The organism is Bacillus sp. AMCV2, from assembly GCF_056033925.1.
In genome coordinates this window covers 3,603,920-3,620,503 of record NZ_JBVYIB010000002.1, presented here as the reverse complement: position 1 = coordinate 3,620,503, position 16,584 = coordinate 3,603,920, and the positions used below count along the sequence as shown (strand labels likewise).

General features: G+C 43.9%; 17 protein-coding genes and 1 pseudogene. 10 read left to right on the top strand and 8 right to left on the bottom strand.

All coding sequences use genetic code 11. From position 1 onward, the window contains the following. Window positions 1-5 precede the first annotated feature (5 nt). The 3 genes and pseudogenes from AC0OMA_RS18660 to AC0OMA_RS18650 form a co-directional block, all read right to left on the bottom strand. A pseudogene (locus AC0OMA_RS18660) lies at window positions 6-1,783 on the bottom strand (N-acetylneuraminate synthase family protein). A 207-nt stretch (window positions 1,784-1,990) separates the two neighbouring features. After that, window positions 1,991-2,506 (bottom strand): DUF5362 family protein, encoded by a 516-nt coding sequence (locus AC0OMA_RS18655; RefSeq protein WP_474222342.1) that lies wholly within the window; start codon window positions 2,504-2,506, stop codon window positions 1,991-1,993. Further along, window positions 2,503-2,994 (bottom strand): GNAT family N-acetyltransferase, encoded by a 492-nt coding sequence (locus AC0OMA_RS18650; protein ID WP_080030753.1) that lies wholly within the window; start codon window positions 2,992-2,994, stop codon window positions 2,503-2,505. The genes AC0OMA_RS18655 and AC0OMA_RS18650 overlap by 4 nt, the downstream gene beginning before the upstream one ends. A gap of 142 nt (window positions 2,995-3,136) precedes the next feature. On the opposite strand from AC0OMA_RS18650, the gene spoIIQ reads away from it, so the two are divergent. Next, on the top strand, window positions 3,137-4,009 hold the full coding sequence (spoIIQ, locus tag AC0OMA_RS18645) for a stage II sporulation protein spoIIQ (RefSeq protein ID WP_047183325.1): 873 nt from the start codon (window positions 3,137-3,139) through the stop codon (window positions 4,007-4,009). Window positions 4,010-4,119: 110 nt separating this feature from the next. Next, window positions 4,120-4,542, top strand: a complete 423-nt coding sequence (locus AC0OMA_RS18640) for a VanZ family protein (RefSeq protein WP_003227753.1) — start codon at window positions 4,120-4,122, stop codon at window positions 4,540-4,542. Window positions 4,543-4,582: 40 nt separating this feature from the next. On the opposite strand, the gene bcrC is transcribed toward AC0OMA_RS18640, so the two are convergent. The 3 genes from bcrC to amtB form a co-directional block, all read right to left on the bottom strand. Beyond that, a complete protein-coding gene (gene bcrC, locus AC0OMA_RS18635) occupies window positions 4,583-5,164 on the bottom strand; it encodes an undecaprenyl-diphosphate phosphatase BcrC (RefSeq protein WP_003243362.1) in 582 nt (193 codons plus the stop codon). Window positions 5,165-5,344: 180 nt separating this feature from the next. Beyond that, complete coding sequence (locus AC0OMA_RS18630) at window positions 5,345-5,695, bottom strand: P-II family nitrogen regulator (protein WP_003221829.1); 351 nt, start codon at window positions 5,693-5,695, stop codon at window positions 5,345-5,347. An 11-nt stretch (window positions 5,696-5,706) separates the two neighbouring features. Then, window positions 5,707-6,921, bottom strand: a complete 1,215-nt coding sequence (amtB, locus tag AC0OMA_RS18625) for an ammonium transporter AmtB (protein WP_003227757.1) — start codon at window positions 6,919-6,921, stop codon at window positions 5,707-5,709. Window positions 6,922-7,202: 281 nt separating this feature from the next. Between amtB and AC0OMA_RS18620 the strand changes: the two genes are divergently transcribed. The 5 genes from AC0OMA_RS18620 to AC0OMA_RS18600 all read left to right on the top strand — a co-directional run bounded on the left by AC0OMA_RS18620 (window position 7,203) and on the right by AC0OMA_RS18600 (window position 12,940). Further along, on the top strand, window positions 7,203-7,667 hold the full coding sequence (locus AC0OMA_RS18620) for a hypothetical protein (RefSeq protein WP_082090417.1): 465 nt from the start codon (window positions 7,203-7,205) through the stop codon (window positions 7,665-7,667). A 183-nt stretch (window positions 7,668-7,850) separates the two neighbouring features. Further along, window positions 7,851-8,420, top strand: coding sequence for an isochorismatase family protein (locus AC0OMA_RS18615; protein ID WP_174616662.1), 570 nt, complete (start codon window positions 7,851-7,853; stop codon window positions 8,418-8,420). Further along, the gene (locus AC0OMA_RS18610; protein WP_181220391.1) at window positions 8,420-9,778 is read left to right on the top strand and encodes an MFS transporter; all 1,359 of its coding nucleotides are present in this window, start codon (window positions 8,420-8,422) and stop codon (window positions 9,776-9,778) included. Before AC0OMA_RS18615 ends, AC0OMA_RS18610 begins: the two co-directional genes overlap by 1 nt. Before the next feature lie 180 nt (window positions 9,779-9,958). Then, window positions 9,959-11,431, top strand: coding sequence for an allantoin permease (gene pucI, locus AC0OMA_RS18605; protein WP_367147474.1), 1,473 nt, complete (start codon window positions 9,959-9,961; stop codon window positions 11,429-11,431). Between the two features lie 102 nt (window positions 11,432-11,533). Then, a complete protein-coding gene (locus AC0OMA_RS18600) occupies window positions 11,534-12,940 on the top strand; it encodes a right-handed parallel beta-helix repeat-containing protein (RefSeq protein ID WP_474222452.1) in 1,407 nt (468 codons plus the stop codon). 92 nt (window positions 12,941-13,032) lie between these two features. Here AC0OMA_RS18600 and AC0OMA_RS18595 read toward each other — a convergent pair whose 3' ends face one another. Then, window positions 13,033-14,223: an MFS transporter gene (locus AC0OMA_RS18595; protein ID WP_003227769.1), complete on the bottom strand. Its 1,191-nt coding sequence runs from the start codon at window positions 14,221-14,223 to the stop codon at window positions 13,033-13,035. 21 nt (window positions 14,224-14,244) lie between these two features. Further along, window positions 14,245-14,658, bottom strand: a complete 414-nt coding sequence (locus AC0OMA_RS18590; protein WP_474222339.1) for a MarR family winged helix-turn-helix transcriptional regulator — start codon at window positions 14,656-14,658, stop codon at window positions 14,245-14,247. Between the two features lie 224 nt (window positions 14,659-14,882). Here AC0OMA_RS18590 and AC0OMA_RS18585 point away from each other — a divergent pair, with 224 nt between their 5' ends. The 3 genes from AC0OMA_RS18585 to mbl all read left to right on the top strand — a co-directional run bounded on the left by AC0OMA_RS18585 (window position 14,883) and on the right by mbl (window position 16,456). After that, window positions 14,883-14,993: a protein usd gene (locus AC0OMA_RS18585; RefSeq protein WP_010886628.1), complete on the top strand. Its 111-nt coding sequence runs from the start codon at window positions 14,883-14,885 to the stop codon at window positions 14,991-14,993. Window positions 14,994-15,007: 14 nt separating this feature from the next. Beyond that, window positions 15,008-15,289, top strand: coding sequence for a sporulation transcriptional regulator SpoIIID (gene spoIIID, locus AC0OMA_RS18580; protein ID WP_003221804.1), 282 nt, complete (start codon window positions 15,008-15,010; stop codon window positions 15,287-15,289). Between the two features lie 165 nt (window positions 15,290-15,454). Further along, complete coding sequence (gene mbl, locus AC0OMA_RS18575; RefSeq protein WP_003227776.1) at window positions 15,455-16,456, top strand: cell shape-determining protein Mbl; 1,002 nt, start codon at window positions 15,455-15,457, stop codon at window positions 16,454-16,456. Window positions 16,457-16,584 lie beyond the last annotated feature (128 nt).

Sequence of the window (16,584 nt, the reverse complement as noted above, 5' to 3'; positions counted from 1 at the left end):
TTATTTCAAGGTAACAGCGTTGCTTTGTTGATTTCCTCTACTAATGATGCCTGATCGATCCATTTAGTCGACACATCTTGATTGATCTTTGAAATGTGCCGATTTTCTGTTAAATAATCTCTTATCCGGCTGAAATAGAGCGGTTCGTTTTTGACATCCAGGTTTTGATATATTTGTTCAAACAATTCTAAGTCTTTAGGTTCATCTAGGGTTAATCGCCAAGATGGATAATGGAGTTCTTTCGGCAAGCTGACTTGATTGATGGTGAATAGGGAAGGATTGTTTACAAAATAAAAAGAAAGATATTCTGTATGGGTTAACGGTTTTGGCTGCTGTACAAGCCGCTGAAGAGCTTCAACAGTAATAATATTCCCGGAAATTCCTGCTGAACTTGAAAGTTCCTGAGTATAATCTGCTCCTTTTTGCAAGTGCTGTTCAATTAAATATTGAAGCACTTCAGGTGAAACCGCTGGGCAATCGCCGGTCACCCGGATAATGATATCGGCTTTTGTTAACGCCGCGGCTTCAAGCATTCTTTCTGCCACATTTTCGGGGGAACCCTTACGATTCTGACCTTTCCATTTAGAGTGAAAGCTTCAAGCGGATCGTCATCAGGAAGATTTGACGTTGCCAACACAACTTCGTCAACAGAAGGGACAGCCAGACAATTGATTAAACAGCGCTCGACAGATGGAATTCCATAAATCGGGAGCAACGCTTTTTTTGGCAAACGGGTCGATTTTAGCCGGCATATTACCGCAATCGTAATTCTTGGTTTTTTAATATCGTTGGGTGTAACAGGCTGGTTTAACGATAAATCAGCAGTTGCGACTTGAGGGAAAGCGTCTTCGGCTTGTAAAGGCATCAGTGCATTTTCATTTCCGCATCTTTTGTAACTTGTTTTTTCCAGCGTTATAATTTCTCCTTTTTTTATATCCCGGTTAGCAGTCACACGTAAAGAGGAATCGTGCAAATACTTTCTTTCAGATTCATTTACTTCAGTTGACCCCGCTGCAATTTGGGCCTGCTTAAGCTTTTCTGTCATTAGTTTGAATTCGTTTGGCTCTAGTGAAGAATAATAATCAAACCCTTTAGCTGCCCGGTTTAGGGTTATATGTTTTTCAATAACAGAGGCCCCTGAGAAAAACGCATAGACAGGAAGGTCGGCTGCAAGCGGATGCTCTGCGTCAATGTGATCCGCAAATCCAATTTGAACCTTGTATCTTTCCTTTAGATGTTGAACCCGTTTTAGGTTAATATCCTCTAATGTTGTGGGATATCCTTGGAATCCGTGCATGAGTATGAGCTGATTGTCCATATGTTGTTTTACAAGCGGCATCAACTGATCAATCTCTTCTTCATACCATCCCCCAACTCCGATGAGCACAGGCTTCTCAGTCATACCTATCGTTTTCATGATCTCCGTGGATTGAAGGATGGTTGTTGGAAGCTTAATGCCGTCAATGTCACGCTGAAGGTGCGAAAAAAGCTCTGCTCCCCATAAATCGAAAATATCCACCCATATTTCTAATCCAAGGCTTTTTCCATATGCGACACAATTTTTCCATACGTCTTCATTCAAAAACAGCTCGATATACGACTCATAAGCAAAAAAACAAGGTGTTGCAATACAGTCATATTTGAACCACTGAAATTTCACACCATCTGCTCCGCTTTCAGCTGCAGCCTTGATGAGTGCTCTGAGGTTCTCCTCTTTTCCTTGATGGGCGTTTGCGATTTCAGCTATCACTTTTACTTTTTCCGAAGGGCTGTTATTTTCCAAATGTCCCACTCCTTTATGTTTATTGAGACAAACCTGCTGATGCCGCTTTCGAGTTGAAAGACCGAGTCATTTTAATAGATTGTATGCTTGCTTCAAGACTTGGTGTTTATGCCAGCCTGCTTTGACTGATAATTTTACGGAAAATAGACAAATAAAAAAGGCATGGTTCCGTTTGATCCGGAACTCATGCCCTGTCCTGTTTCATCATTATTCAAACACCGGATCATCCTCATAATAATAAGAATCCGGTTCATCATACGAAGGCGTGTTCTCAAAAGCAGCAATGCCGATTACCACCAGCACGAAAATGGCTACAATAATCCCGATCAGGACAGTAACGATACTGGATGCTGCATAAAACAGCTGCATTTTTATAAATGTCCCGTAATTTTCAAGCATGCTTTCGCCAGCGCTGCCGGCTAGATTTCCTTCGGCTTCCGCGGCTGCTTTTGCTGAGCGCATCAAAAATACGCCTGATATAATGAGCAGTACGCCCGGGATGGCGCCAATCACTGTCATCAAGGCGGTCAGAGTGACAAGCGATCCCATAATGATTAACAAGATGCCAGAAATTTTGCCCCACTTGGCAATGTCGGATAGCGACTTGACAGCAGAGGCACTCAGCTGGCGGGTCTCCTCAACAGGTGCAGTCTCCTCTTCAACGAGGCTATTTTCTTCATTATGATTTTCAATTTCGTTTTCATCTTTATCCAGACTAATCATGAAAGCTCTCTCCCTAAAATTTTTAAATCGTATCTTTTCCCGTCCATTTCGGCGATGCCGGGGAATAGTCCCCATTCTGCAAACCCGTGCTTTTCAAACAGCTTCAGGCTTGGTTTATTATGCCCGAAAATGAAGGCCATAAGTGAGCGGATGCCAAGATTCGGGGCAATGCGGAGCGCTTCTTGAAGCAAATATGATCCAACACCTTTGCCGCGGCATGCTTCGTCAATGTATATGCTGACCTCCGCTGTTTTATTATAGGCTGGCCTTCCATAAAATGTTTCAAAGCTGATCCAGGCAGCGACGTTTCCATTTTCGTCCTCGGCCACATAGAGCGGACGTGCCTCTGTATGTCCTAAAAACCATTCCATCCGGTCTTCAGGAGTTACCGGTTCGGTATCGGCTGTTACCATTCGAGAAGCAATCGTTGAATTATAAATCGCAACAACAGCCTCCAGATCTTTATTTTCAGCAAGGCGCAATGTCATGTTCATACGTTTTTGGCACTCCTCTCAAAAAAAAATGACATATTTTCGTAACAGTCTGCGCAAACTACATCTAAAAAAGTTTTTTGGATAGGTGTATATATTTTCAGAAAAGTGTTCAGAATGTTGCTGAGGTGATGAAACAATGAGAGAGGAAGAAAAGAAAACTTCTCAAGTCAAAAAACTTCAGCAGTTTTTTCGTAAACGCTGGGTGTTCCCTGCAATTTACTTAGTCAGTGCGGCCGTCATTTTAACAGCTGTCCTTTGGTATCAATCAGTATCAAATGATGAGGTAAAGGATCAGTTGGCTGATAACGGCGGAAACGCCGCATATGACAACAACGACGATGCAGTTGAAGTAGGAAAGTCAATGGAAAATGTCGCAATGCCGGTTGTTGATTCTGAAAACGTTTCTGTTGTGAAAAAGTTCTATGAAACCGATGCCGCAAAAGAAGAGAAAGAAGCAGCACTCGTTACCTATAATAACACGTACAGCCTAAGCAAAGGAATTGACTTAGCTGAGAAAGACGGAAAAGATTTCGATGTCTCTGCTTCTCTGAGCGGTACGGTTGTTAAAGCTGAAAAAGATCCAGTGCTGGGATATGTTGTGGAAGTAGAACATGCCGACGGTTTATCGACTGTGTATCAATCTCTTTCCGAAGTAAGCGTTGAGCAAGGTGACAAAGTAAAACAAAATCAAGTGATCGGAAAATCTGGCAAGAACCTTTACAGTGAAGACAGCGGAAACCACGTGCACTTTGAAATCCGTAAAGATGGGGTCGCAATGAATCCGTTAAACTTTATGGACAAACCAGTTTCTTCTATTGAAAAAGCAGCAGCTGCTGAAGAAAAAGCTGCCACCCAAGAAACAGAAGAATCCATTCAGCAATCTTCCGAGAAAAAGGACGGATCAACTGAAAAAGGAACAGAAGAAAAATCCGGTGAGAAAAAGGATGATTCAACTGACAAATCTGGTTCCAAAGAAAGCAGCACAACAGAAGACACTGAACAGTCTTAATGAAGAAAACGTCTATCCTTGTGATGGGCGTTTTTTTCTGTTACTTTTTGCTTTGTTTTACCGTCTATGTAGTTACATGTAGGCACGTACGCTATAAAGGAGGTTATGTCATGAACCGCCTATTGCTAGCAGGCTGGATCTTTTTTATCCTGCTTTCTGTCTGTACGGAAAGCTTCAGCGGCATGGTCGTATCGCAAACGGTGGCTTTTCATTTTCAGCCGCACCCTGATCTGTCTCAATTTTTAGTTATGGATTTTACTGAGCTTACTGTACCTGAAGCGTTTATTCAAAAAATCGGACATGCGTTTTCCTTCTTTGTGCTGACATATTTGCTGTGGAAACAGCGGGGCAGCATAAGATCAGCTGCAGCCGGCTCATTCGCGTTTGCTTTTTTCACAGAAGTTCTTCAGCTCTTCTTCAGCAGGAATGGTTGTATCCGGGATGTGCTCATCGATGCTGTTGGAATTGGGTTGTTTTATGGTTTATATGTGTTGGCGAAGCGAAGAAAACAAGAGATGTATGAGAAATATTAAAGCCGGCTGTCTTGGTTAAAGACGCCGGCTTTTGTCTTTCTTAGAAATTTTGATCGGTTGGTTTTTTCGTCAGTTTATTGATAATGGCTTCATAGATCCTCACGACCAAATCGACGAACGGGCGAAGCAGATCTGAAAATCTAAAGAAAAGGAACCCGATAATGATGGCGACAACGAGGCTGCCCAATACATCTACCGGATAGTGATGTCCCACCCAAATTCTCGAAAAGCCTGTCAAAAGCCCAAAAATGACAAGCGGCCAGCCGATTTTGCGGTTTCTGAAAAGCATCGCAATAGAAATCGCTAATGCACCTGTCGTGTGGTCACTTGGAAATGAAGCATCCGCAGCATGCGGAATCAGTGTATGCACTGTATGCGCAACGAACGGGCGCGGTTCGAAATAAACAAGCGTAATCAAATAGTTGATCACAAGGCCTGCAATTCCTGTGATGCCTGCGTATAGCACATGTTTTCTGCTTTGTGTGTTCCCGAACAGCCAGATTGCCAATAGGATAAGGGCATAGGCGACAATGGCATATTCCGTGATGAAGACCATAATGGAATCGAGAACTGAATTGTGATGAGATAGTCCATGGATTGCTTTAAAAATTTCGTAGTTCAAATAATCACCTTTTACATTTTTATATTTAGTAGACTAATCTTACTCATGAAAAGTTTCAAATAAAAATAGAGATTGTCTGAAATAACGGCGCTTGAAGAGAATTCGAAGAGGAATCGCGGTTTCTGGGGGGATTCTGTGCACAAAAAAAGAGATCCGGAGTGTCCGAATCTCGTACCGATATTAAAGTGCTTCAGGTCCTTCTTCGCCTGTGCGGATGTTGATCGTATTGCTGATTTCATAGACAAATATTTTACCGTCACCCGGTGATCCCGTTTTCAGCACCCTTTTAGCGGTCTCAGTCACTTGATCAACAGGAACCTTGCTGACCACAATTTCTATTTTTAAACGCTCGTATACATTGCTTTCTATTTTTACCCCTCGATAGAGCTCCGTATGTGCTTTTTGAAGGCCGCAGCCGTGTACATTGGAGAAAGTCAGAGAGGTCACTCCGATTTTTCCGAGTTCCTGCTTCAGCTTTTCAAAATTTGCCGGACGCGTTACAATTTCTACCTTGAACATTTGACCGCTCATAGCGTCACTCCTCACATAGAATCTTGATATGCTTTTTCCCCGTGCATCGTTAAGTCAAGCCCAAGTGACTCTTCTTCTTCAGTTGCGCGAAGGGGAAGGAAGAGGCTTACAATTTTAATAATAACGAAAGTGACAATAAATACAAAAACATAAGTGGCGGCGATGGCGACGATTTGTTTCCAGATTAAGCTTGCATCACCGTAAAATAACCCATCTGCGCCCGCTGAGTTAACAGAGGTTGTTGCGAATAATCCTGTTGCGATTCCGCCCCATGTGCCTCCGATCCCGTGCAGGCCAAAGGCGTCAAGCGCGTCGTCGTATCCGAATTTCTTTTTAAGCGAGAATACTCCCCAGAAACAAACTGCCCCGCCGATGATGCCAATAATAATGGAAGCGAACGGTGTGACAAATCCGGCAGCCGGCGTAATGGCGACAAGCCCGGCGATTGCTCCAGATACCGCTCCAAGCATTGTCGGTTTTTTGTTAATGATCCATTCTACTAAGATCCAGCCGGCGATCCCGGCTGCAGCCGCGGTGTTTGTGTTGATGAAGGCGTACATGGCTACACCATCTAAGGTCAAAGCGCTGCCGACGTTAAAACCGAACCAGCCGAACCAAATCAAAGCTCCTCCTAAGAAGGTGTAAATGAGGTTATGCGGAGAAGACGCTGTGCCGTCTTTCCGTTTGCCAAGCACAATAGCAAGAACAAGTCCTGCCACACCGGAGGAAATATGAACAACATTGCCGCCAGCGAAATCGAGCGCTCCAAGCTGGCCGATCCAGCCGCCGCCCCATACCCAGTGCGCTACGGGTGTGTAAACCAAAGAGGCCCATAAAACCGAGAATAAAAGAAAAGCGCCGAATCGCATCCGCTCTGCGAAAGCCCCGGAAATAATCGCTGTAGTCAGAACGGCAAACGTCATTTGGAACATCATAAATAACGAGTGGGGGATGGTATCGCTGTAATCTCCCGGATCAAATCCGACCCCTTTGAGGCCGGCCCACTCCAGTCCGCCGATGATTGAATTGCCTGGTGCGAAGGCAAGTGTATATCCGAACAGCACCCAAACGATGGAAACGATGGCAATGGAAGAGAAACTGTGCATGGCAGTGCTCAGCACATTTTTGCTCTTTACCATTCCTCCATAAAATAACGCTAATCCCGGGGTCATCAGCCACACGAGTAAAGCGCAAAAGAACATAAAAACTGTATCGCCCATTTGCATGTCTCATTCCTCCGTATCTTTCAGAATAAAAAGCAATTATTATATTTCTTCATTATAGAGAAAAAAGAATGATAAAACATTTTCATGTAAGATTTCCTAACATGGTTTTTAAGGAGTGTTATCGAGGGATGGAAAGAAAGGAGAACTGCATTTTTTACGATATAAGACTTTATATCTATAAAAGAAGCTATTCATATGAGCGGAAAAGGGAATTGACATTAATTAGAATACTCTATACTGTATTAAGTGTACTATATCAAATGATACACTGAGGGGGATGTATGATGAATAAAGGCGGCAGGCTGAGGAAAGCGGTACGCAAGTCGATTCCCGCGACGTTCCGATTGTTTTTAGCCTTTAATTTTTTCGTGTACGGTCTGGCGAAAGTGGTGATTGGCCAGTTTGGCGAGGTGACGCCTGAAATCGAGGCGGCTGCCGGGAAGGGGTTTACGATCGCGTGGACATTTTTCGGTTATTCTCATGTCTATGAACTGTTTATAGGTTTTGGTGAAATCCTGGCAGCTGTTTTATTACTGATTCCGCGAACAGCTGCATTAGGGGCGGTTATTTTTATGCCCATTATTGTGAACATCGTCTTGATTAACTATTGTTTTGATATTGGCGTGCAGGATCTTAGCACGATATTAATGGTTATGTGTCTCATCCTGCTTTGGATGGACCGCCGCAAATTCATAGGCATTTTCAGGCAGGAACCGATAGACAGCAGGCAGGTGATGAAGCGATGACGCCCCTTATGATTACAGTGCTGGCCGGTTTGTTCGTATGCACAACCTGTTACTACTACATAAAAGAAAAATCATGAGAAAACGCTCCTTCTGAGAATTTCACAAGCATCATAAAAGAACCTAGGCAGTGTGAAGAGTAAAATATGCAATGTGAGAAACACTAACAGTATCAGGAGGAGACGTATGATGAATACACTCAACATTGATTTTCAAAAAACAGCATTGATTATCATTGATTTACAAAAGGGAATTGTACCGATTGATCAAAGCGGCCAGGTTGTCCCGAACGCGAAAAAGCTCGTAGATGAATTTCGGAAACATAACGGGTTCATCAGCTTTGTAAATGTAGCCTTTCATGATGGAGCGGACGCCCTGAAGCCGCAAACGGATGAGCCTGCGCAGAGAGGTTCAGGGGAAATGCCGGCGGACTGGGCCGAATTTGTTCCGGAAATCGGTGTGCAGGATGGCGATTATACTGTGACAAAACGGCAATGGGGTGCTTTTTTTGGCACAGATTTAGACTTGCAGCTGAGACGCCGCGGCATTGATACGATTGTATTGTGCGGCATCGCAACGAATATCGGGGTGGAAAGCACAGCACGGGAGGCATTTCAGCTTGGTTATCAGCAGATTTTTATTACAGATGCCATGTCCACATTTAGTGATGAAGAGCATGAAGCCACACTGCGCTTTATTTTCCCGAGAATCGGTAAATCGCGGACAACGGAAGAGTTTCTGGAACAAGTGAAATGATGTTATCGAAAAAAAGCCGGGCTGTTTTTTTAACAGCGGTGGCTTCGGGAACAATGCTGAATCCGCTGAACTCGTCTATGATCTCTCTTGCGCTCCATAGCATCCAGCATGAGTTTCACCTCTCGTTTACAACGGTTTCCTGGCTGATTTCCTCGTTTTACTTGGCGAGTGCCGTAGCGCAGCCCGTAACGGGAAAGCTCGGTGATTTGATTGGGCGGAAACGCTTGTTTTTATTCGGGCTTATTCTTGTTGCGGTTTCTGCCATCGGAGCGCCGTTTGCGCCGACGTTTATGACATTATTGGTCATGCGGCTGTTTCAATCGGTGGGAAGCAGTGCGATTTATCCGTCAGGTGTTGGCTTGATTCGGAATCATATTCATGAGCGCCAAGCTTCAGCCTTGGCTGTACTCTCTATTTTTGCGTCCGCCATGACGGCGCTGGGGCCGACAGTCGGCGGGTTTTTGATTGTATGGGGAGGCTGGCCGGCGATCTTTATCGTTAATTTGCCGTTTATTATCCTCAGCTTCTTATTGGGCCTGTATATGTTCCCGAAAGATCAGAAAAAAGGGGCAGGAATCAAAACCATTATTCGGCAGCTCGACATTCTTGGAATTGTTTTATTTGCCGGAGGAATCATTTTCCTTCTATCCTTTTTGCTGTCGTTCAGCACGTCGCCGCATGCGGTTGAAGGTGTGCTTGGCTTGCTTCTGCTCTGTGCGTTTGTCTGGCGCGAGCTGAAAACGGATAAGCCATTTATTGATGTCCGTCTGTTTAAAACACAACGTAACCTGTCAGCCGTGTATGTTCAGTTTATTTTATTGAATGTTTTCTTCTATTGTTTATTTTTTGGTCTGCCAAGTTACTTTCAGGATGAAATGCATCTTTCTGTTCAAACGAGCGGCCTGTTTATGCTGTTTATGTCTGGAATGAGCATCGTTGTGTCACCTTTAACTGGCAAATGGATCGACCGATCTGGTGTCGTCAAGCCGATCTTTGCGGGAGCACTTTTGATGACGGCTGGAGCCGTGCTCTTAACCATCTTTTTTATCAATGTCCAGACCATCGGTAAAGGCCTCATTCTGTCGCTCTTGGGTATAGGCTACGGACTGGGCAATGTCGCGCTTCAGGCAGCGATGCTGGAAACGAGTCCTTCCAACATGGTAGGAACGACTTCAGGCCTGTTTCAAACCTGCCGTTACCTAGGATCGATTTTGTCTTCGGTGATCCTTGGCGTTCTTTTTGGTAAAGAAATCACGGCAGCCCATTTTGATATGATGGGAATCATTATGATCATAGCGGGCGGAGCAAGCCTGTTAATGGCTGTTAGATTTGCTGCATTAATGAAAGCTGCAACTTGAGAAAGAGACAGACTCTGAGGTCTGTCTCTTTTTCTTGTTTAAGCTGTTCAAATACAAATGGGAAAATTGTATATCATAGCCAGTGTTATTGTCTGACTCTTCAGTTATATTAAGTGACATCTAATGTCAAAAAACATAACGTGTGACGACATATAGACAATATGGAAAGGGGAGCCGGCTATGAAATTAAAAGAGAGTCAGCAGCAATCCAACAGGCTGAGCAATGAAGATCTGGTGCCTTTGGGACAGGAAAAACGGACGTGGAAAGCAATGAACTTTGCCTCCATTTGGATGGGTTGTATACATAACATACCGACCTACGCGACGGTGGGAGGATTAATTGCGATCGGCCTTTCGCCTTGGCAGGTGCTGGCGATCATTATTACGGCATCGCTTATCCTATTTGGCGCTCTTGCCTTAAACGGCCATGCGGGGACAAAATACGGGCTGCCGTTTCCAGTGATCATTCGGGCTTCTTACGGGATATACGGTGCGAATATCCCCGCGCTTCTAAGGGCGTTTACAGCTATCATGTGGCTTGGCATCCAGACCTTTGCGGGTAGCACGGCATTGAACATTTTGCTTTTGAATATGTGGCCGGGCTGGGGAGAAATTGGCGGCGAGTGGAACATTCTCGGCATTCACTTATCTGGTTTGCTTTCCTTTGTATTCTTTTGGGCCATTCATTTACTCGTATTGCATCACGGCATGGAGTCGATTAAACGTTTTGAGGTGTGGGCAGGGCCTTTAGTGTATCTGGTATTTGGCGGCATGGTATGGTGGGCCGTTGATATTGCCGGAGGATTGGGCCCGATATACTCTCAACCAGGAAAGTTTCATACGTTTTCAGAAACATTCTGGCCGTTTGCTGCCGGAGTTACTGGCATCATCGGCATCTGGGCGACATTGATCTTAAATATACCTGATTTTACACGGTTTGCTGAAACACAAAAAGAGCAAATCAAAGGGCAATTTTACGGTTTGCCGGGAACATTTGCGCTGTTCGCCTTCGCAAGTATTACGGTGACCTCCGGCTCGCAGGTCGCGTTCGGAGAGCCGATTTGGGATGTTGTCGATATTTTGGCGCGGTTTGATAATCCTTATGTCATCGTCTTGTCCGTGATCACGCTCTGCATCGCCACGATCTCTGTAAATGTCGCGGCGAACATCGTATCGCCCGCTTATGATATAGCGAATGCCCTTCCGAAATATATCAATTTCAAACGTGGCAGCTTTATCACAGCGTTGCTCGCTTTATTTACGGTTCCATGGAAGCTGATGGAGAGCGCGACAAGCGTGTATGCGTTTCTTGGCTTAATAGGCGGCATGCTTGGACCGGTGGCAGGCGTGATGATGGCCGACTATTTTATCATTCGCAAACGTGAGCTCTCGGTAGAAGACCTGTATTCCGAAACAGGACGGTATGTGTATTGGAAGGGCTACAATTACCGTGCGTTTGCAGCCACAATGTTAGGAGCACTGATTTCGCTGATTGGCATGTATGTTCCTGTATTGAAGAGCTTATACGATATTTCTTGGTTTGTAGGTGTGCTGATTTCCTTTCTTTTCTATATTGTTCTGATGCGTGTTCACCCGCCTGCATCGTCGGCGATTGAAACGGTTGAACACGCGCAGGTCCGCCAGGCTGAATAAGGTATCTGCCGGTATATTTTCATATTTTTGAAATGGTTTTCCATAAATAGAGCATTTATAATGGTTTTAGAAATCTATTCTAAAACGAAATGGGAATCGAAAATGAGAAAATGGTATTTTATCCTTTTGGCAGGTATTGTAACGTTGGGCATCCTCGCTTGTGTTTTTGATAAGACAAAGGCAAATGAGGAAGGATGCGAAGACTGCTTATATGTTTCTCCAAATGGCAGTGATCAAAATGAAGGAACAAAAGAAAAACCGTTTCGTACATTGGCACACGCATCTGAGAAGGCTGCTGCCGGCACAACTGTCATGATTCGGGAGGGCACGTATCATGAAATCCTTGATGTAAATCACAGCGGTACGGACGGAAAGCCTATCACATTCCGAAACTATGAAAATGAAAACGTCGTGATTAGCGGTGAATCCCTTACGGACGCTGAATATGAAACACCTCTTATTCGTATTCACGATAAACATGACATTGCCATCAGCGGTTTAACAATTCAAGATCTTTCTGTTTCATCTGAGGAAGCAACTGCTATAGGGATTTATGTATCAGGGTCCAGCGGTCATATCGCCATTAAGGATAATCACATCCGGGGTATTAAGACAACAGCGGATGAAGGAAATGCTCACGGAATCGCAGTTTATGGGACTGGCAGCATGAAAGACATCCAAATCGAGGACAATACAGTTGAGAATCTGACGCTTGGAGCGAGTGAAGCAGTTGTGCTAAACGGTAATATCGACGGGTTCACTGTTGCAGGCAATCTGGTTCGCAACAATAACAACATCGGGATCGATCTTATTGGTTATGAGGGAACCGCGGATAAAAACGATTATGTGCGAAACGGAGTCGTAGAAAACAATACAGTTTATCAAAACTCGACTTACGGCAATCCTGCTTATGGAGATGAATACTCAGCGGGCGGGATTTATGTCGATGGAGGACACGATATCGAAATTAAGAACAACACAGTTTACGATAACGATATTGGGATTGAAGCAACGTCTGAACACAAAGGAAAGTATGCAAATGCCATTCAGATCACAGACAACAAAGTGTACAACAATGCTTACACCGGTATTTCAATCGGAGGATATGACAAAAAGCGGGGCGGCACCAGCAATTCTCTGATTGCCCGCAATATTATGTACCGGAATGACACAAAGGGACTGTACGGCGGACAGCTGCTGCTGCAGTACGATACGAAAAACAACATAATTGAAAAGAATATATTGACGGCCGGTGATTCCAGATTATTTATCGGAAATGATTTTACAGAAAATGAAGGAAATACGGTCAATCATAACGTGTACCACAAGGAAGCGGATCAAGACGGCATATGGATGTGGAAAAAGAAAGAATATGATTCATTTTCCTCGTATCGAAAAGCAACAAAAAACGATCAGCAATCCATTTATGCCGATCCGATGTTTCGTGATGAAGCGTCCTATGATTTTTCGTTAGATCCTGATTCACCTGCGCGGAAAGTCATTGAATAATATGCCATAAGCGGCGTTCTCTCGTTCAACCGAGAGGGACGCCGTTTTTTATATGTAAAAAAGACTGCCGGGATTTCCCGGCAGCCTGAAATTTATTCTGCAATAGACACTTTTCCTTCAGCCTCTGCAGGTTTTTTCTGGCTCCACGTGTAGAGAAGCAGGGCAATTAAAACGAACAGCCCCGCTGTTAAATAAATGGCAGAGAAGCCGGCAGATGCTACAAACAATCCGAATACATACGATCCTACAGCAATTCCGCTGTCAAAGAAGGTAAAGAACGTTGCCGTTGCAAAACCGGAGCGGTGAGCCGGAGATTTCTGAATCGCCAATGTTTGCATGCAAGGAACGATTGATCCGTAGCCAAGACCGATAACCGCCCCTGAAAGCAGAAGCATTAAGCCGCTATGTGTAAAGGACAGCATACAGAGTCCCACAGAGAAAATCAGGATTGATGGGTAAATGACAATGCCCGGTCCGACTTTGTCGAACAATTTCCCTGTGAACGGGCGTGCAATCATCATTGTCACCGCAAAGCAAACAAAGAAATATCCGCTGATATCCGAAAGGTCAACTGATTTGGCGAATACAGACAGATATGATGTGACGGTTGAATAACAGAAAGAAATAAACAAACCGACCGTCGCAATTTTGAGTGCGCCCTTTTCAAACATATCCGAGAACGCAAAACGGAATACAGTCGTGCCGCTGTCCTTACTTTGCGGCACTTTTATCAAGAACGAAACAAGTAAGCCCGCAACCATAAACAGCGCAAAGGCTGTAAAGAATACAGGAAAGCTTACCACTCTCATCAAATTCAGACCAAGGAAAGGCCCGATCGCCATAGCGAGGTTCATAGACATGGCAAAGTATCCAAGCCCTTCACCGCGCCGTTTGGCTGGAATAATATCAGCGGCAATTGCACCTGTAACAGTCGTTAAAATGCTGAACCAAATCCCTTGGAAGAACCGCAATCCGAGCAGCAGGGAAAAGTTATGAATCGGCATATACAGAAAAGATGATAGGGCGAAGAGCGCCATTGATACAATCGCCATTCTTTTCTTCCCGAAACGCTCAACGATGGCTCCGGAGAAAGGCCGTGTAATGATCGCAGACAGAAGGAACAGGCTGATTAAAAGCCCGCCTTGTGATTCTGTGCCGCCAAGCTCTTGCAGTGTATAAATCGGCAATACAGTTAAAAATGTATAAAAGAACACAAACACAAATAAATTGACAAGCAGAACCATAATAAAATCCTTGGTCCATATCGCATCCGCTTTTTTCAAATGTATGTCACTTCCTTATTTTCATTGTTGTAAAAACATGCGGAATAAATGAGAAAAAGCTTCTTTATCTTCATCTCGGAAATCTGCAAGCAGATCTTCCTCGAATTTCAGCATTTTCACATTGATTTCTTCGTATTTTTTCTCGGCTTCTTTTGTGAGGACAACAAGTTTTTCCCGTTTGTCTTCACCTTGCCGTCTCTGAACCCAGCCGTTCTCCTCCAGGCGTTTGATCGTCCGAGTCACAGTCGGCGCTTCCACATTTAAATAGGACCAAATCTCTTTTTGAGTCATTGGTCCGATCGTACGCAAACAATATAAAACTGACCATTGAGATGAATAAAGGCCGAATGGCTCTAGCTGTTCATTGGCTTTCTTGGCAATCAGGCGGGCGCTTTGGTTGATTTGATGAATGAGGTGTCTGTTGACGTAGGACATGTCGGTCTCCTTCTAAAAAACTTACCTAAGTAACTAATTGCTTATTTCATTTTACAGGAGCGATCAATAGTTGTAAAGATGAAAATTTAGTGACGCGAAATAGTTTGCTGAATCTGAAAAAGTTCGTTTCACCCCTTGTCCTTATTGAGTTTTTAGCATATTCCCAAAAGAATGCTAATACACTGTTACAAACCTAACAAAGAGAGTGTTTGAGGTGAGGGATCGTGGGCATATTTCACAAACTTACTTTTAAAACCATACAACGAAGAAGCGGCATAATGAACGACTCTTTACAGAATACGGATCTCATTTCACACTTCTCACATCCATTTTAGGGAGGTCGAGTGGTGTGCACGATTACATCAAAGAGCGAACAATCAAGATAGGGAAGTACATCGTGGAGACAAAGAAAACCGTTCGTGTCATTGCGAAGGAATTTGGTGTTTCCAAAAGTACAGTACACAAGGATTTAACAGAGCGTCTGCCTGAAATTAACCCCGACTTGGCAAACGAAGTGAAAGAAATACTCGATTATCATAAATCCATCAGGCATTTAAGAGGAGGAGAAGCGACAAAGCTCAAATATAAAAAAGATGAAATTCTCGAAGGAGAGCCTGTTCAGCAATCGTAATCACCTGGCATTGCCTTCTTGAAATCGTTCATAAAACATCCGCAAAAATTTGTAAAGAACTTATTGTGCTTCCAACTTTTTTTCTATATTTTATGATAATATATATAATTAGGGCACAATGTGGATATTTACTGTGAAACAGATTTTCAAGGAGGATATAAATAGATGTTTGCAAGGGATATTGGTATTGACCTCGGTACTGCAAATGTACTGATCCATGTTAAAGGTAAAGGAATTGTTCTGAATGAACCTTCCGTTGTTGCACTTGATAAAAACAGCGGCAAAGTGCTGGCGGTTGGCGAAGAGGCAAGACGAATGGTTGGACGTACACCTGGGAATATTGTTGCGATTCGCCCGCTGAAAGACGGAGTTATTGCTGACTTTGAAGTAACAGAAGCAATGCTGAAACATTTTATTAACAAGCTGAATGTAAAAGGCCTGTTCTCAAAGCCGCGCATGCTCATTTGCTGCCCGACGAATATTACATCCGTTGAGCAAAAAGCAATTAAAGAAGCTGCAGAAAAAAGCGGCGGGAAACATGTGTACCTTGAAGAAGAACCTAAAGTTGCCGCTATCGGCGCGGGTATGGAAATATTCCAGCCAAGCGGTAACATGGTTGTAGACATCGGAGGCGGGACGACGGATATCGCGGTTATTTCAATGGGCGATATTGTCACCTCCTCTTCTATTAAAATGGCTGGGGACAAGTTTGATATGGAAATCTTAAATTATATCAAACGCGAGTACAAGCTGCTGATCGGCGAACGTACTGCAGAGGATATTAAGATTAAAGTCGCAACTGTTTTCCCAGACGCACGTCACGAGGAAATTTCCATTCGCGGACGGGATATGGTTTCCGGTCTTCCAAGAACAATTACAGTCAACAGTAAAGAAGTTGAAGAAGCCCTTCGTGAATCTGTCGCTGTTATTGTTCAGGCTGCGAAACAAGTGCTCGAAAGAACACCGCCTGAACTTTCTGCTGATATTATTGACCGAGGCGTTATTATTACCGGCGGAGGCGCACTCTTAAACGGCCTTGACCAGCTGCTTGCCGAAGAGCTTAAGGTACCGGTCCTCGTTGCTGAAAATCCTATGGATTGCGTAGCCATCGGCACAGGTGTCATGCTTGATAATATGGACAAGCTTCCTAAACGCAAACTAAGCTGATTTCACAAACCTCATTCTGAAAAAGAATGAGGTTTTTTTATGAAAAAGCCTTCACGAAAAGATGTTAAATGACGATAATAGGATAAAATACTGAGTTTTTATTATAGAACGAACGTTCCTATATGACA

Bases quoted from the DNA above. Each gene is read 5' to 3' on its own strand.
- spoIIQ (WP_047183325.1), top strand. From the start codon at position 3,137: ATGAGAGAGGAAGAAAAGAAAACTTCTCAAGTCAAAAAACTTCAGCAG.
- AC0OMA_RS18630 (WP_003221829.1), bottom strand. From the start codon at position 5,695: ATGAGCGGTCAAATGTTCAAGGTAGAAATTGTAACGCGTCCGGCAAAT.
- amtB (WP_003227757.1), bottom strand. From the start codon at position 6,921: ATGCAAATGGGCGATACAGTTTTTATGTTCTTTTGCGCTTTACTCGTG.
- AC0OMA_RS18610 (WP_181220391.1), top strand. From the start codon at position 8,420: ATGTTATCGAAAAAAAGCCGGGCTGTTTTTTTAACAGCGGTGGCTTCG.
- AC0OMA_RS18655 (WP_474222342.1), bottom strand. From the start codon at position 2,506: ATGATTAGTCTGGATAAAGATGAAAACGAAATTGAAAATCATAATGAA.
- AC0OMA_RS18590 (WP_474222339.1), bottom strand. From the start codon at position 14,658: ATGTCCTACGTCAACAGACACCTCATTCATCAAATCAACCAAAGCGCC.
- AC0OMA_RS18615 (WP_174616662.1), top strand. From the start codon at position 7,851: ATGATGAATACACTCAACATTGATTTTCAAAAAACAGCATTGATTATC.
- pucI (WP_367147474.1), top strand. From the start codon at position 9,959: ATGAAATTAAAAGAGAGTCAGCAGCAATCCAACAGGCTGAGCAATGAA.
- mbl (WP_003227776.1), top strand. From the start codon at position 15,455: ATGTTTGCAAGGGATATTGGTATTGACCTCGGTACTGCAAATGTACTG.
- AC0OMA_RS18640 (WP_003227753.1), top strand. From the start codon at position 4,120: ATGAACCGCCTATTGCTAGCAGGCTGGATCTTTTTTATCCTGCTTTCT.
- AC0OMA_RS18620 (WP_082090417.1), top strand. From the start codon at position 7,203: ATGATGAATAAAGGCGGCAGGCTGAGGAAAGCGGTACGCAAGTCGATT.
- AC0OMA_RS18600 (WP_474222452.1), top strand. From the start codon at position 11,534: ATGAGAAAATGGTATTTTATCCTTTTGGCAGGTATTGTAACGTTGGGC.
- AC0OMA_RS18650 (WP_080030753.1), bottom strand. From the start codon at position 2,994: ATGACATTGCGCCTTGCTGAAAATAAAGATCTGGAGGCTGTTGTTGCG.